6 protein-coding genes and 4 pseudogenes are annotated in these 14,890 nt (G+C 70.7%); 6 read left to right on the top strand and 4 right to left on the bottom strand.

Annotated features, from left to right (window positions below; all coding sequences use genetic code 11):
- From ACYVOO_RS04020 to ACYVOO_RS04035, 4 genes and pseudogenes are all read right to left on the bottom strand, one after another.
- Positions 1-2,106 (bottom strand): aldehyde dehydrogenase family protein (locus ACYVOO_RS04020; protein WP_461014255.1); only part of this gene is annotated, 2,106 nt, incomplete at its 3' end.
- A gap of 14 nt (positions 2,107-2,120) precedes the next feature.
- Positions 2,121-3,884 (bottom strand): SDR family NAD(P)-dependent oxidoreductase, encoded by a 1,764-nt coding sequence (locus ACYVOO_RS04025; RefSeq protein WP_461014256.1) that lies wholly within the window; start codon positions 3,882-3,884, stop codon positions 2,121-2,123.
- Positions 3,885-4,013: 129 nt separating this feature from the next.
- Positions 4,014-4,283, bottom strand: a pseudogene (locus ACYVOO_RS04030) (hypothetical protein); the annotation flags it as partial.
- Between the two features lie 745 nt (positions 4,284-5,028).
- Positions 5,029-9,612, bottom strand: a pseudogene (locus ACYVOO_RS04035) (beta-ketoacyl [acyl carrier protein] synthase domain-containing protein).
- Positions 9,613-9,868: 256 nt separating this feature from the next.
- Here ACYVOO_RS04035 and ACYVOO_RS04040 point away from each other — a divergent pair.
- The 6 genes and pseudogenes from ACYVOO_RS04040 to ACYVOO_RS04065 all read left to right on the top strand — a co-directional run bounded on the left by ACYVOO_RS04040 (position 9,869) and on the right by ACYVOO_RS04065 (position 14,791).
- Positions 9,869-10,003 (top strand): hypothetical protein, encoded by a 135-nt coding sequence (locus ACYVOO_RS04040; protein ID WP_461014257.1) that lies wholly within the window; start codon positions 9,869-9,871, stop codon positions 10,001-10,003.
- Between the two features lie 9 nt (positions 10,004-10,012).
- On the top strand, positions 10,013-10,885 hold the full coding sequence (locus ACYVOO_RS04045; protein WP_461014258.1) for a methyltransferase domain-containing protein: 873 nt from the start codon (positions 10,013-10,015) through the stop codon (positions 10,883-10,885).
- Between the two features lie 419 nt (positions 10,886-11,304).
- A pseudogene (locus ACYVOO_RS04050) lies at positions 11,305-12,582 on the top strand (amino acid adenylation domain-containing protein); the annotation flags it as partial.
- 32 nt (positions 12,583-12,614) lie between these two features.
- Positions 12,615-12,728, top strand: a pseudogene (locus tag ACYVOO_RS04055) (hypothetical protein); the annotation flags it as partial.
- 3 nt (positions 12,729-12,731) lie between these two features.
- Positions 12,732-14,354: a thioester reductase domain-containing protein gene (locus tag ACYVOO_RS04060; RefSeq protein WP_461014262.1), complete on the top strand. Its 1,623-nt coding sequence runs from the start codon at positions 12,732-12,734 to the stop codon at positions 14,352-14,354.
- A gap of 83 nt (positions 14,355-14,437) precedes the next feature.
- Positions 14,438-14,791 (top strand): hypothetical protein, encoded by a 354-nt coding sequence (locus ACYVOO_RS04065; RefSeq protein ID WP_461014259.1) that lies wholly within the window; start codon positions 14,438-14,440, stop codon positions 14,789-14,791.
- The last annotated feature ends 99 nt before the right edge of the window (positions 14,792-14,890 follow it).

The following is a 14,890-nucleotide window of genomic DNA, read 5'->3' on the forward strand; positions in this document are numbered from 1 at the left end:
CCCCTGACCGACGACGCGGTCGATGCGGGTGTCGACGAGGTGCTGGACGCGGGAGCGCCACTGCTCCTGTCGGGCGGGTGTGAAGAAGGGCCGCATGACAGCGCGCATGTCGGCGTGGCGCGGGTTGTCGGCGTCGAGCAGGTGGGTGAAGAGCCGCTCGCGCAGTTCGGCGGGCCAGTGCCGCAGCCAGGTACGGCCCGCGGCGGTGCGCTTGCTGTCGCAGGTCACGCGCGGGTCGGTGTGTGCCTGCCGGACATCGTCGTAGCGGGTGAGCAGCCAGCCATGACCGTCCGGGCTGCTGACGCGGCTCACCGGCCGGTGCTCGCGCAGCCAGTGCAAGGTGGGGTAGGGGTCGTGCTGGAATGCCTCGGTGAAGGGGGCGGGCAGTCCGCCGGGTAGTGCCTCGGGCGGCCAGCCGGGCGGGTACTCCCGTACGGCCTCGACCCTGGGCCTGCGCCGGGCCGGGACACACGGAGCGGTCGCCGCAGGCGTGGGCGGGACCGTACTGGTGGCGACGGACACGCCCTGGAGGCGGCTGGTGCGCAGCATCGGGTAGTTCAGCTCGCCGTGGCGGTCGCCGCTCAGTCCCGGGCCACCGTGGTTGGACAGGTAGGGCACCCCCGCGAGGTGCGAGTCGTTCACCCGGAGCTGGCCGCAGGAGCGCACGTCCCGCACGAACCGGTCGATGACCTCCGGGGCCTGGGCCAGCAGGGAGTTGCGCAGGCCGTACGCCCCGGTGGACACGAACGACACCATCGCGGTGAGGATTTCGTCCTCGGGAGCGGGATCGGGGACGGCCAGGGTCAGCAGGGGGAAGAACGTCTCCTCGCGGACGGAGCGCAATTCCCGCGCGCGGGCGAGCCCGTCGGCCCGGATCAGGGCCGGTTCGGCGAAGACGGCCGTGTCGCTCTGCCGCCCGTTGACGTCCAGATGACGTCCGCCGGTCAGGACGCGGGCGCCCGCCCGCCGGGCGTCGGCGAGCGCGGCGTCGTATCCGGCGGTGTTGGGGGTGGCGGCCAGCACCACCGAGGGATCGTCGGGGAAGCCGGGGCGCAGCGCGCGGACGCGTTCGGTGAGCCGTTCGGTGAGCTGGTCGGCGATCGCGGGGTGGATGAGGGCGACGTTCGGCGCGCAGCAGATCTGGCCGCTGCCGTGGTACGACTCCAACAGCAGCTCGACGGCCTGCTCCAGGGGTGCGTCCCGCCACACCATGACCATGTCGTTGCCGCCGAGTTCCAGTACCGGTTTCTTGCCCGCCGCGAGGCACGCCTGCTCCATCCGCGCGCCCCGGACGGAGTCGCCGAAGTAGAGCACGTCGTCCACCAGCGGGCTGGCCAGCCAGGTGTCCAGTGCCTGGGCTGGGTCGGTGCACAGGGCCGAAAGGAGACCGGGCGGCGCGTCGGCGTCGGCGAGCGCGGGCACGGCGACCCGCTCCAGCAGAAACATCGCGGCGATCGGCGCCTGCCGGGACAGCCGCACCACCAGCGCGTTGCCCGCCAGCACTGACTGGAAGGCCGCGCCGACGCTGAGGGCCGGGGTGTTCTGCGGCGGCTGTACGCACACCACCCCGTCCGGTACCCGGCGCACGACCACCGTCCGTCCGTCGGCGGAGTGCCGTGTCTCCAACTGCCGCAGGCACCAGTCGGTGGTCTCCGGGCCGAAGAACGTGAGCAGCCCGGCGACCTCGGTGCGGGCCAGCCGGACCGGGTGCCCCTCCTCTACCAGGAGACCGGTCAGCGCCTCGGCGTGGTCCCGCAGCCGGGTGCGGAACGCCTCGGCCAGGGCGGCGCGCCGGGGCAGTGGACTGCCGCCCCAGACATCCGCCGCCTGCCGTGCGGTGCGCAGCGCGCCCTCCAGGTGGCCGGGTCCGGCGACGGCACATCGTCCCAGGAGGATCTCCGGGTGGGCATCGCCGCTCATCCGCCCGGAGTCGAGGGCGTTGCGGTAGCAGGTGGCGCCGACGGGGTCGTCGATCAGCGCGGTCGCGCGGAGTGCGTGGACCCACTCCACCGGGCCGGGGGCCGTGACGCCACCGATGAGCGGGCCGAAGTCGAGGAAGCCTTCGGCAGGGGCCGTCGCGGGGGATCGGGGTTCCTGACACGTCACGGTGCGGGCCCTCCTCATGCGGTCGCGGCGTCGGCGGCGCGGTGCCCGAGGCGCAGCAGTACGTGGCGGGCGAGGTCGTGGAGAGTGACGCCGCCCTGGAGGAGTTCCAGGGGCGGGATCTCCACGTCGAAACGTTGTCTGAGCGTGGTGAGCAGTTCGGCCGCCATCAGGGAGTCGACGCCGTAATCCTGAATCGGCACCCCGGGTGCCAGCCGTGCGGCCTCGGTTTGCAGAATCCCGGCCAGCAGATCCGCCAGCGCGTCGCTGACGGTCACCAGTGCCTCGTCGGCGGTGAGGCCGACCAAGGAGGCCATCAGGTTCTGGCGTGTGCCACCGTCGGGTTCGCCCCCGGCAGGGAGCAGCGCCGCGAAGCGGGGCGTGGCCAACGCGGGCAGGAACTGGTGCGTCCGGCCCCAGTCGTAACGCCCGACGCCGGCGACGGCGGCACCGGAGGCCGCGAGTGTCTCCGCGGCGTCCAGCGCCTCGCGGGAGCCGAGCGAAGCGACGCCGAGCGCTTCCATGGCCGGTGCCAGACCCTCGCGGGCGACGTGGCCGGACTCTCCCAGGGCACCCCAGGCGACGGCCAGGGCCGGTACGGTGCCGTGCCGCTGCCGGGTCAGTGCCTCGGTGAACAGGTTGCCGCCGGCGTAGGGAGCCTGCTTGATGTTGCCGATCGCCGCGGCGAAGGAGGAGTACGTCCAGAACAGTCGCAGGTCGCGCTCGCGGGTCAAGGTGTCCAGGACCGCGGCGCCCGCCATCTTGGGGGCCAGGACCGTGCGGATCCGTTCCTCGGCCAGTTCGGTGAGCGGGGCGTCGTCGAGGACCATGGCCGCGTGGACGACCCCTGTGAGCCGGTGCCCGGTGGCGTCGACGCGGTCGATGACCTCGGCCATGGCGGCGGTGTCGGTGACGTCGGCGGCATATGGTGTGGCCTTCACACCCCGCGCCGCCAGGCCGGACAGCAGGGCAGATGCCCCCGGGGTGTCCGCGCCACGGCGGGAGACCAGAGCCAGGTGGCGGGCGCCGCGCTCGGCGAGCCGGAGGGCGGTCGCGGCGCCGAATCCGCCCAGACCGCCGGTGACCAGGTAGCTGCCGTCGGGGTCGAGCCGGAGCGGCTCGGGCCGGACACGGAGGGGAACCGGGCCGTCCTCGGGGGCGAGGCTCACGACGACCTTGCCGATGTGCCGTGAGTGCTGAAGCAACGTGAAGGCTTCTTCGACCCGTGCGGCGGGGTACACCGTGTGCGGCAGCGGCCGGTAGCGGCCGTCCGCCACGCGTTCGGCGACCTCGGCCAGCAGATGCCATCCATGGTCACGTCCGTTCGCGTCGGACAGCATGGCGTTGAAATTGACGACGAAGAACGCGAGATTGCGGTCCAGGGACCGCATGGGGAGCGGCTTGTTGGCGTAGATGTCACGCTTGCCCAGTTCGATGAACCGGCCGCCGGACCTCAGCGTCTCCAGGCCGCGGTCGATGGCCTGCCCGGCGAGCGAGTTGACGATCACGTCGACCCCCTTCCCCTCGGTGACGCGCCGGGCCTGCTCTGCGAAGTCCAGGGTGCGGGAGTCCAGCACGTGCTCGACGCCCAGAGCACGCAGCAGGTCGCGCTTGTCCGGGCTGCCCGCTGTGGCGATCACCGTGGCGCCCACCAGGCGGGCGTACTGGATGGCGGCCAGACCGACCCCTCCGGCGGCGCCGTGCACGAGCACGGTCTCGCCGCCCCTCAGCCGCGCCAGGTCGTGCAGCGCGTAGTGGGCTGTCAGGAAGGCCACCGGCATGGTCGCGGCCTCCGCGAAAGCGATATGACGGGGGATCGGCACCACTGACCATGCGGGAGCCAGCGTGTGCGAGGCCAGGCTCGCACGGGTGAAGGCGCAGACCCGGTCTCCCACGCTCAGGTCGTGTACGCCCTCGCCGACGGCCGTGACGGTCCCGGCACATTCCAGGCCGAGGCCCTTGTCCCCGTACGCCTCTTCCGCTGCCTCGGGGGCAGCAGACCTGTCGCCTGCATGATGTCGCGGTAGTTCAGCGCCGCGGCGCGCACCTCGATGACCACCTCGCCCAGGCCGGGGGCGAGGGAGCGGGCTGGCGTCCAGACCGGCTCGTACGACAGACCGGGCGCACCGATCTCCAGGGCGAAGGGTTCCCCGTCGCCCTGCGTGACGTGTTCGCCGCAGGGGAGCCCGCGTTCCCGGGGGACGAAGCGGCCTCCGGCGGTGAGCGCGATCTCGTCTTCACGCGCTGCCGGGGTGCCGTCGGTGCTCGACGTGTCCCGCTCCAGCAGTTCGCGGGCCAACCGGTGCGCGTCGGCGGCCGGATCATCCTGGCGCTCCAGCGACAGCCGGGTCACGCGCAGGCCGGGGTGTTCGTTCGCCAGGGTGCGGGCCATGCCCCAGGCGGCGGCGTCCTGCGGCTGGCGGGCCCGTTCGGGCGCGGGCAGCGCGCCGCTCGGCCGGGTCACCAGCCACAGGGCCGGCCTGCTGCCCGTCGGCAGGTTCTGGCAGGCCACGGCCAGAGCGCGCAGCATGGCCGCACGGTGCACGGCCTGGTCGAGCATGGCCTGCGGGCCGACGGGGGACTCACCCAGCACGAGCACGATGGCGGGATCGCCGTCACCCGTGAGCGTTTCCGCCCAGACCGCCGGATCGGCGGGTGCGGGCACGACCGGGACGGAACGCGGGCCACCGGGCAGGAGCCCGGCCAGATGCTCGGCCAGTGGCGTCTCCGGCTCGCTCTCGGTGGCCACGAGCCACCGGGTGCCGTCCTCCGGCCGGGGCAGTTCGGGCTGGGCCGGCTCGTCCGGGGAGGCCGAGGCCAGCAGCACCGAAGCGATGTCCCGGCCGGCCGGTTCGATGGTGTCACCGAGGCAGACAACATCGCCGAGGCCGCACCCCCGCAGCGCGTCCGCCCACTGCTCCCGGTTCAGCAAGGGGGAGGCGGAACGGAGGGTGTCGGTGTGGCGCCAGAAACTGTCCAGCGCGCCGAAGAGCGGCAGCAGGTGGTCCGTGTCGTGTGTCTCGAATGCCACAAGCCGGCCGCCGGGAGCCAGCAGACCGCGCACGTGGTGCAGGGCCGCCCGCAGGTCGGTCGCGGTGTGCAGGGAATCGGCCGCGACGATCAGGTCGTATGTGCCCTCGGCGAAGCCCTGCTCGGCGGGGTCGGCGTCCAGGTCGAACGTGCGGTAGCCGACGAAGGGGTGGTCGCTGAAACGGTGCCGGGCGCGGGTGAGGGATTCCCCGGACACGTCCGTGAAGTGGTAGACGGTTCGCTCCGGGGGCAGCAGCGGCAGGAGTGCGGCGGTCGTACCACCGGTGCCGGCGCCGATCTCCAGAATGCGCAGGGGCCGGTCCGCGGGCCAGACACGCACGGTCTGTTCCGCCAGGGCGGCGACGATCCGGTTGTGGAACCGGCAGGACGGTGCCACGTCGTACAACTGCTCCAGAACCCTTCGCATTCCCTGGCCGGTCAGCAGACGCGGGGCATCGAGCTGGCCGCGCAGTACCCGCGGCAGGTGTGCCAACTGCTCTACGGCCAGCCGTACTTCGGCGCCGACGGCCGGGAAGTCGAACGGCAGCCGGGCCAGGAGGGGTGCCGGGTCCGCGGTACCTGTCAGTTGCCACCGTCCGCCCTCACGGGCAGTGGCCAGTCCGTGACGGGACATCAGGCCGAGCAGAGCTTCCGCCAGCCGCCCGTGTCCGGGAACCATGCCCTGCCGGACGAGATCAGCGAGTGTGAACTCGGTCGCGTCCGCGGGCAGCAGGCTGGCGAACGTGGCTGCGGCCACATGAGCGGTCAGATGCTTCTGCCGCTCGCTGAACTCCGCGAAATTCGCGGCGCGCCAGCCGGCCTCCAGCTCCGCGACACTCCCCGCCGCGCCCGCGGCAAGGTCGTGGTTGCCGGGTAGCGGCGACAGCGGGGCCGGCAGGTGAAGATGCGGAGCAGCGCGCAGCACGGTCTCGTACCTGAGCGGCGGCCGTTCGGCAGGGCTGGGCATGCGCCGCAGCCGCACCCCCTCCAGCTCGGCGGTGACGCTGCCGTCGGGGTCGGTGACGGTGATGTCGAAGCACAACTCGACCGTGCCGCACGTGCGGTCGCGGACGTGCAGCATGCCCGAGGCGGACGGGCCGCGCCACACACGTACGGCTCCCATCGAGGAGGGAAGCCAGCACTGCCCCGCACCCGTCCGCGCGGTCACGAGCGGCACACACGCCTGGATCGCGCCGTCCAGCAGCGCCGGATGCACCACGTACTGTCCGGCATCGGGAGCGTCGGTGGTGTGCCGGTAGGCGGCCAGTGCCTCCCCGTCCCCGAGGTGGAGCCGCACCAGTTGCCGGAACGCGGGACCGTACTCCAGGCCGGCCGAAGCCAGTTGCGGATACAGGGCGCCGGCATCGCCGCGGCGCGCGCAGCGGGCGCGCACCCCGGTCAGATCGACCCGGGCGGGTGGGCGGCCGATCAGCTCGCGGACCCGGCACCGGGCGTGCAGCCGCGGTGATGCCTCCACGGCATCGTCGCCGTCGGCGTCCTCGGTGCTGGTGACGGAGACCATGCCGTCATCGGGCGAGTACGCCAACTGCGTCCGGACGTCACCGGCCCGGTCCCACGGGACGACCAGAGGACGGCTGATGTCCATCCAGGCCAGTTCCACCGGCCCGTCCAGCACCCGTCGGCCTGCCGCGAGCGCCATCTCCGCGTAAGCGGCCGCGGGAAACACCACCGATCCGGCCACCTTGTGATCGGCCAGCCAGGGCACCAGAGCGGGTTCGACGGGCCCCTGCCAGGAAGGTTTGGCCGACGGCAGCCGCTCGCCCAGCAGGGGATGGTCCAGCCGTCCCGATCCGCTGCTGATGACCCACTGCTGCGGTGTGCCACTCCAGTGCCGCTCCCGCTGCCACGGATACGCGGGAAGCTCCGCCACCTTGGCGGGGCGCGGGAACCAGCGCGCCCAGTCCGTCTCGGCCCCGGCCGCGAGCAGCGCCTCCACCGACCGGCGCAGCGCGAGGGGACCGGGGGCGTCGCGGCGCAGCGTGGGGAGGACGGCCACCCGGTCGCGGCCTGCGGTGATCCGGCGCAGATACGTTCGCAGTACGGGGTGGGGGCCGACCTCCAGCAGGACGTCGACGTCCCTGTCCAGAGCGTGCTCGACGGCGTCGGTGAACCTGACCGGCTCGCGGGTGTTCCGCCACCAGTAGTCGGCGTCCAGACCGCTCTCCGGCACGGCACCCCCGGTGACCGTGGAGATCAGCGCCCCGGTGCTCCCGCGCGGCGCCAGCCCGGCCAGAGCGGCCTTGAGCGGTGCCTGGACCGGCTCCATCGCCGGACTGTGAAAAGCGTAGTCGAGGTCCATGATCCGGAAGAACACGTCCCGCGCCGTCAACTCGTCACCCAACATCTTCAGCTCGGTCTCAGGCCCGGCGACCGTCACGTCCCTGGCACTGTTCACGGCGGCCGTGACCAGGCCCGGGTAGGCGGACAGGACCCGCTCCGCCTCGGCCGACGGCAGCCCCATCGCGGCCATCCGGCCCCCACCGGCGGTCACCGCCTGGGCCCGGCCGCGCTCGGCGACCACCCACGCCGCCTCCTCCAGCGTCAAGGCACCGACGGCATACGCGGCGGCCATCTCACCGAAGCTGTGCCCGAGCGCGACCGTCCACCGCACGCCCCGCTCGCGCAGAACCGCGGTGACCCCGGCCTGCATCGCGAACAACAGCGGCTGGGCCACTTCGGTGGCCGTGAGGTCCCACTCGACCGCCGGCCGGCGCAACTGCGCGACGACCGACCAGCCCAGCCGGGGCTCCAGCGCGGCGTCCACCGCTTCCACCTCGGCACGGAACACCGCGTCCTCGGCCAGCAGGTCGGCACCCATGCCCGCCCACTGCGAGCCGTTGCCCGCGAAGACCAGTCCGACACGGCCCTCCTTGACCGCCTCACCGGCCGTGTCCGCGCCTGTCATGTCGCTGGCGGTCAGGACGTGCGCGGCTTCGTGCGCGGAGGAGGCCAGCGCCACCCGCCGGTAGCGGTGCCGGGCCCGGCGTACCGTGCTGGTGGCCGCGATGTCGTAGAACTCCGCCGGTTCCGCGGGGTCGGCTGCCGTCAACCGGGCGGCGAGCCGCCGCGCCGCCTCCTCGGCCGCCCGCGGAGTATGCCCCGAGGCGAGCACCGGCAGTTCACCGTCCGGGGCAGCACCGCAGGACGACGCGGCAGGCGGAGGCGCGGACACGACGACATGGGCGTTGGCCCCGCCGAGCCCGAAGGAGTTGACGCCCACGAAGCGGCGCCCGTCCCGCGGTGCCAGCGGGCGCGGCCGTGCGACCGGCTCCAGGCCCAGCCCGCCGAAATCGATGCCAGGGTTGAGCGGTTCCAGGTGCAGCGACGCCGGGATCGTGCCGTACCGCAGCACACCGAGGGCCTTGAACAGCCCGGCCATGCCCGACGCCGACTCCAAGTGCCCCACGTTGGACTTCACCGACCCGATGGGCAACGCCCCCGCGTCCGTCCGGCGCCCAGCACCCGGCCCAGCGCGGCGCACTCGGCCGGATCGCCCGCCTGTGTTCCGGTACCGTGCGCCTCCACATACGCGACCTCGTCGGGCTCGATCCCGGCCCGTTCGTACACCTGCCGCAGCAGGTCCTCCTGTGCCTGAGCATTGGGCAGGGACAGCCCTGCGGTGCGGCCGTCGCAGTTGCTGCCTGCCGCGACGATCACCCCGTGCACCCGGTCTCCGTCGGCCAGGGCGTCGGCCAGGGACTTGAGCACCACCACGCCGGCGCCCTCGGCCCGCACGAATCCGTCGGCGTCCGCCGAGAACGCCGCACAACGCCCCCGCTTCGACAGCAACGACGCCTGACTGAACCCGACATACACCTTCGGATTCAGCACCACATTGACTCCGCCCGCCAGCGCCACCCGGCTGCTGCCCAGGGTAACTTCACGACAAGCGCGTTCCACGGCCAACAGCGAGGAAGAGCAGGCGGTGTCGATCGCCATGCTCGGCCCGCGCAGATCGAAGAAATGCGACAGCCGGTTCGCCGCGATCGCATGCATACTGCCCGCCGTCGAATAGGCATTCATTTTCCGTGCCCTGTGCATTTGCAGGCCGCCGTAGGAGAAATCCGAGACACCGACAAACACACAAGTGTCGGAGCCCGCCAGCGTCCCAGGGGCGATCCCCGCGTCATCCAGCGCCTCGACGGAGGTCTCCAGCAGCAGCCGGTGCTGCGGGTCCATCTGCGCTGCCTCCCGCGGCGAGATCCCGAAGTAGTCCGCGTCAAATCCCGCGACATCGGTCAGGAATCCGCCCCGCGCGGTATATGACTTCCCCGGCCGCGGCATCGCGGTGTCCACGAACCGCGAAGCCTCGAACCGGTCATCGGGTACCGTCCCGACCAGATCACGCCCGGCCTCCAACGCCTCCCACAATCCGGCCAGACCCGTGATTCCACCGGGCAGCCGACACCCCAGCCCCACGATCGCGCACGCGCCCGTACGCGACGGAATTTCCAGCATCTCAACGCTCCACTGCTATCACTTCATGTAGTCAAATTGATACTTACGGTAACAGTGTTGTGATTTGTCGAGTTGAGTCAAATACCCCTCACCGGTGGGACGGCGGACCGGGGGAGCGGTACGACTCATCGGCGCTCAGCGATACAGGCTGCTCGGCGTCCTCGTCCCCCATGAGCACAAGCGTGTGATGGCCGAACGTCTTGTCGTCGTGCGAGCGGCCTTGGCGTGGGGTGGCCGCTCGCGCCACACTCCCGGTATGACGACACCCGAGACGCCCAACGGCAGCGACCCTGAACCAGAAGGCACCGGCGGCCCTACCGGGCCGAGCACGAACGGTGACCCGGGCGGCAGCGACGAGGACCGCATGGGTGGCGGCCCGCCCAGCCGCTAAGGCCCGCTGATGGCGACGGTGGTGGAGCTGCGTGAGAAGTGCGTGGCCGAGATCGACACGTACGGCAGGCTCGGGTACTTCAACGACCGGCCGTGGCTGCGCAGAGCCTTCTTCGCTGTGCCGCGGGAGGACTACACCCCCACTCGGGTGTGGGTACCCAAGCGGGAGGAGGATGGCCGGTACCCGGTCCTCGACCGCCGTGAGCAGCCCGAGACGTGGCTGCGGGCCGTCTACAGCCCCCGACTGGCGTTGATCACACAGATTGCCGACGGCGCCGTGCGCATCGAGGACGGGCCCACCGTCAGCAGCGTCTTCACCTCTTCGCTCTCGTGCCCGGCCGTCGTCGTCGACATGCTCCACTACCTCAACCCCGCGCCCGGCGAACGGGTGCTGGAGATCGGTACCGGCGCCGGCTACAGCGCCGCCCTGACCGCCGAACGCGTCGGACCCGGGAACCTGACCACCGTCGAGGTGCAGCACGAACTCGCTGACCTGGCACGAGCCAGCCTCCAGAGGGCCGGATACGACATCCACGTCCATGCGGCCGACGGGGAGCAGGGCTGGGAGGCGGGAGCACCGTACGACCGCCTGATCTCCACCGCCGGCGTGCGCCAGGTCCCGGCCGCGTGGCTGCGGCAGGTCAAGGCGGGCGGGCTCATCATCACCCCGATCGCCACGCCCATGAACCGAGACGCCCTCATGTGGCTGCGACCGGACGGGGAGGGCGGCGCACGCGGCGCGCTGATCACGGACCTGTCCTTCATGAAACTCACCTCACAACGCGAGGCAGGGCCATGGCGCGAGTACGGGTGGCCTCGCCTTCCGGACTACGAGGTGACCGTCACCCCCGACGGTGAACAGCGCATCCGCACCCACGGCTAGGTCCTTTCTGATGGCTCCGCGACACCGGCCAAGAGCCATCAGAAACGCCCTGGTTGTCGCTGGTCAAAGCTGTGCGGTCCGAAGATCTTGGATGAATGGGCGTCTGCTGCCCGTGCGCGCAAGAACGGGGTAGTGGGCGGGTGGGTGCGGTGATCTGGCGTGCGCCAGCACGTGGTCGGGAAGGAGTCTGCGCTCCACACTGACTTCTGCGCCTCTCCCAACTTCGTACGTAACGTTTTAGGGTGATTACTTTCCGCTGTCACGTGCGTCCCGGGCTTCGCCCCGACGTCTGGCGGAGCCTCGACGAGCCGGCCGGCCTCCGCGCCTCGTGACGCGGCCGGTACTTCGCCGATGTGCCTTCCAGGCGCCGTTCGCGCCGACGGCCTCACGACAGTTCACCTATATTCCGTAGGAGATCCATGCATCCCCCCGCATCTCTCTCCGGCCGTTTCCTTCACCGCGCGGCCAAGAACCCGTCTCTTGCCGCTGTACGAGGCGACCGGGTTGTGTCCTACGGCGAACTCGCCCAGCGTGCGCAAGCGGTGTGCGACATCGTCCTGGCCCACGACGTGGCACCCGGTGGTGTCGTGGGGCTGTGCGCCCCACCCTCCGCCGACTTCCTGGCCGGAGTGCTCGGCGTCCTACAGGCCGGCTGTACCTGGCTGCCTCTCGATCCCCAACTGCCCCCGGCCCGACGCGCGGCCATGGTGGACGATGCGGCTGCCGCTTTGCTCCTCACCGGTCCACAGGGCTGGAACGCCCGCGCCGTCGGGCTGCCCGAAGCTGAGTTGGCTTCCGTCTGCCGGGAGCGATGTCGCAGCAACGCGACCCCCACATCACGCACCTCGCTGGACGATGTCGCCTACGTTCTGTTCACCTCCGGATCGACCGGCCGCCCGAAAGGGGTGCGAGGCATCAACCGCGGTGTTCTCAACGTCCTGGACGACATCCAGGACAAAGCCGAACTCCGTCCCGCTGACCGCTGCGCCTGGTGGTGCAACCCGTCCTTCGACGTGTCGATCTATGAGTGCTTCTCGGCGCTGCTGCAGGGCTGCGAACTCCTCATCCCTGATCCCGCACTGCGCGCGGACGCCGACGCCTACACCAGGTGGCTGGCCGCCCAATCCGTCCGCGGAGCTTATGTTCCGGGCTTCATGCTGCCCGCGCTGCTGGAACGAGCCCAGGCTCGCGACGCCGAGCCCCGGCTCGCGCTCACCCGGCTCCTCGTCGGCGTCGAACCGATTGCCGCGGACTTACTGACCGATCTCACCACAGCCCTTCCCGGTCTGCGCATCCTCAACGGCTACGGACCCACCGAGGCGTCGATCTGTGCCACCCTGCACGTCGTCGACGCGCGGGAAACCTCGCAACACGCCGTCGCCCCCATCGGCCGACCGGTCCGGGGCATCATGGCCGACGTCCTGGACGAAAAGGGAGACCCGGTACACTCGGGCGAGGTAGGCGAACTGCATCTCGGCGGCGCCAACGTGGTCCCCGGGTACGTGGATCCAGACCTGACGGCCGACCGCTTCTCGCACCGCGCGTCGGCCGGGCAGGAATGTTCCCGCCGTTATCGCACCGGAGACCTGGTCCGCGAAATCTCCGGGCAGGAGCTGATGTTCGTCGGGCGAGTGGACGATCAGGTCAAGATCCGAGGGAACCGGGTCGAACCCGAAGAAGTCCGTAAAGCCCTGCTCACGCACCCGAAGTTGTCGATTCCGCCGTCACCGTGTGGGAACACGGCCCCGACGACCGGCGCCTGGTCGCTCACCTGGTGGCAAGCCCCGACAGCACACTGGATACCGCCGGCCTGCGGGAGCACCTCGCATCCACTCTGCCCCCGGCCATGATCCCCTCCCACTTCACCTTTCTCGACCGGCTGCCACGCACACCGAACGGAAAGGTCGACCGCGACGCCCTGACCGCCCCCGACTCCTGGCGCCAGCTCGCGTCTACTGATCACGCGTCAGCAGGCGACCCGGTGGCCGCCTGTCTGGCCGACCTACTCGGCCTGCAGAGTCTGAGTGCCGACGACGACTTCTTCCTCGCCGGCGGTCACTCTCTCACCGCGGTGACCGCCGCAGCCCGCGTCTCCGAACAACTCGGCCTCCACCTGCCGAGCCACACCCTGTACGTGGCCTCCACACCGCGGCGACTGCACCACCTGGCGCAGTGGACCAGGGCGGGCTGTGACGTCGACTCTTTTGCCGCCGAGGAACCGGCCGTCGAACAGCATGACCTGACCGGTCTCCAGGTGAGTGACCCTCCGCCACCGACCGGGCCCCCACAGCGCATCCTGCTGACCGGGGCGACCGGATACGTCGGCGTCCACTTGCTCGCCGAACTCCAGCGCTCCACTACCGCCCGCATCATCTGTCTGGTCCGCGCCAGCGACCGGCACTGCGCCGAAGCCCGCGTACGCGACAACCTGTCCCGTCGGCACCTGCCGGACGACCTCGCACCCGACCGGGTGGAATTCCTGCCGGGAGACCTTGCCACTCGCCGACTCGGCCTGAACGAGGAGGACTTCCAAAACCTCGCCCATGGCGTGGACCACATCTTCCACGCCGCGGCCCTCGTGGACCAGGTCGCCCCCGCAAGTGTGCTGCGCGGCACCAACATCGACGGCACTCGGACGCTCATCGGACTGGCCGCAGCCGGGCGGTTGTCCTGGCTGCACCACATCTCGACCATGAGCGTCTACTGGCCCCGCGGACACGACACTCCTCAGGGAATCACCGAACAGTCCGCCACCGGTCCGCTCGACCGTCTCCTCAACGGCTACGCCTGCACCAAACTCCACGCGGAGCACCTCGCAAAGAGTGCCGCCGCAGTCGGCGTGCCCGTCACGATTCACCGTCTCGGCTCCGTCACCGGCCACACCGGCCACACAAGCGGGGACACCAACACCTTCCTCTACCGCGACATCATCGGCTGCATCCAGATGGGCCGCACCGCAGCCCTCGACTACAACCTGATGTTCGCGCCCGTCGACTTCGCCACCACAGCCCTCCGCGCACTCGCCCTCAACGCCCGTCGGCCAGGCGAGACCTACAACATCACCCTCCCCGGCAGCTACCGCTGGTCGCAGCTCATCGAACGCCTCGCCCACCACGGCTACCCCCTCGATGTCCTGCCCTACGGAAAGTGGGTCGCCGCACTGCACGACGACATCGCACAACACCACAGCAATGCCCTGACCCCGCTGCTGCCGCTGCTCAGCAGGCGAACCCCTGAGGGCCTCTTCCTCACCGAGGACCACTACACGCCCGTGCCCAGCTCCAACCACCACACCTTCCAGCGCTTCGCCGACCTCGACATCGCACCGCCACCCACAGGGGAGTCCGTAGCCGACGCCTGCATCACAGACCTCCGGCAACGAGGAAAGATTCCCTCCCCGGCACCCTCTTCCACCACCTCGCCGTTCGCTGACGCCGCACTCCAAAAACGGGAGAACACGACTACGTAGTGACGCGGTCCCCCCCCACGACGAGTTGGTGAGGACCAACCGTTGCTGAAGCGTCCGACGGCGCCCCTCACGCCGATGAGACCGTGCCCGGTCCACTCGTCGGACCGACGCCTGTCGCCAACGGCGGCACGCCCTTCACCTGGCGGGACGTCGAGCTCGCGCAGAGTTCGGAGGAGGTCGGTGAGGGCATCGGGAACAACGGCGCCGGGTTCCGCGGCATTCTGCTGATCAGCGACCGGCCCGAGATCTACAGCGCAGACCCCGACAGCACACTCAGCCCGGAAATGGACGGGTACTGCTTCCGCCGCTGCTTCCAGAAGATCAAGACCTGGCGCGGCCTGGCCACCCGCTATGACAAGACCCCCGAGAGCTACGAGGCCGGACTCCACCTCCGAGGATCGAGCATGTGGCTGAAGCTCCTCACCACAACCACATGATCCGAACCCAAAACAGCTCCTACTGAGTTTTTCGTTAGTTCTGTGGTGGTTAGGGATGGATTGTCAGTCGGGTGTGGGTGAGGAAGGACCACGGGAGGT

It is taken from the genome of Streptomyces daliensis, assembly GCF_054782395.1.

Excerpts from the sequence above, each read along its gene's own strand:
- ACYVOO_RS04025 (WP_461014256.1), bottom strand. The coding sequence starts at position 3,884 with ATGCCGGTGGCCTTCCTGACAGCCCACTACGCGCTGCACGACCTGGCG.
- ACYVOO_RS04040 (WP_461014257.1), top strand. The coding sequence starts at position 9,869 with ATGACGACACCCGAGACGCCCAACGGCAGCGACCCTGAACCAGAAGGC.
- ACYVOO_RS04045 (WP_461014258.1), top strand. The coding sequence starts at position 10,013 with ATGGCGACGGTGGTGGAGCTGCGTGAGAAGTGCGTGGCCGAGATCGAC.
- ACYVOO_RS04060 (WP_461014262.1), top strand. The coding sequence starts at position 12,732 with ATGATCCCCTCCCACTTCACCTTTCTCGACCGGCTGCCACGCACACCG.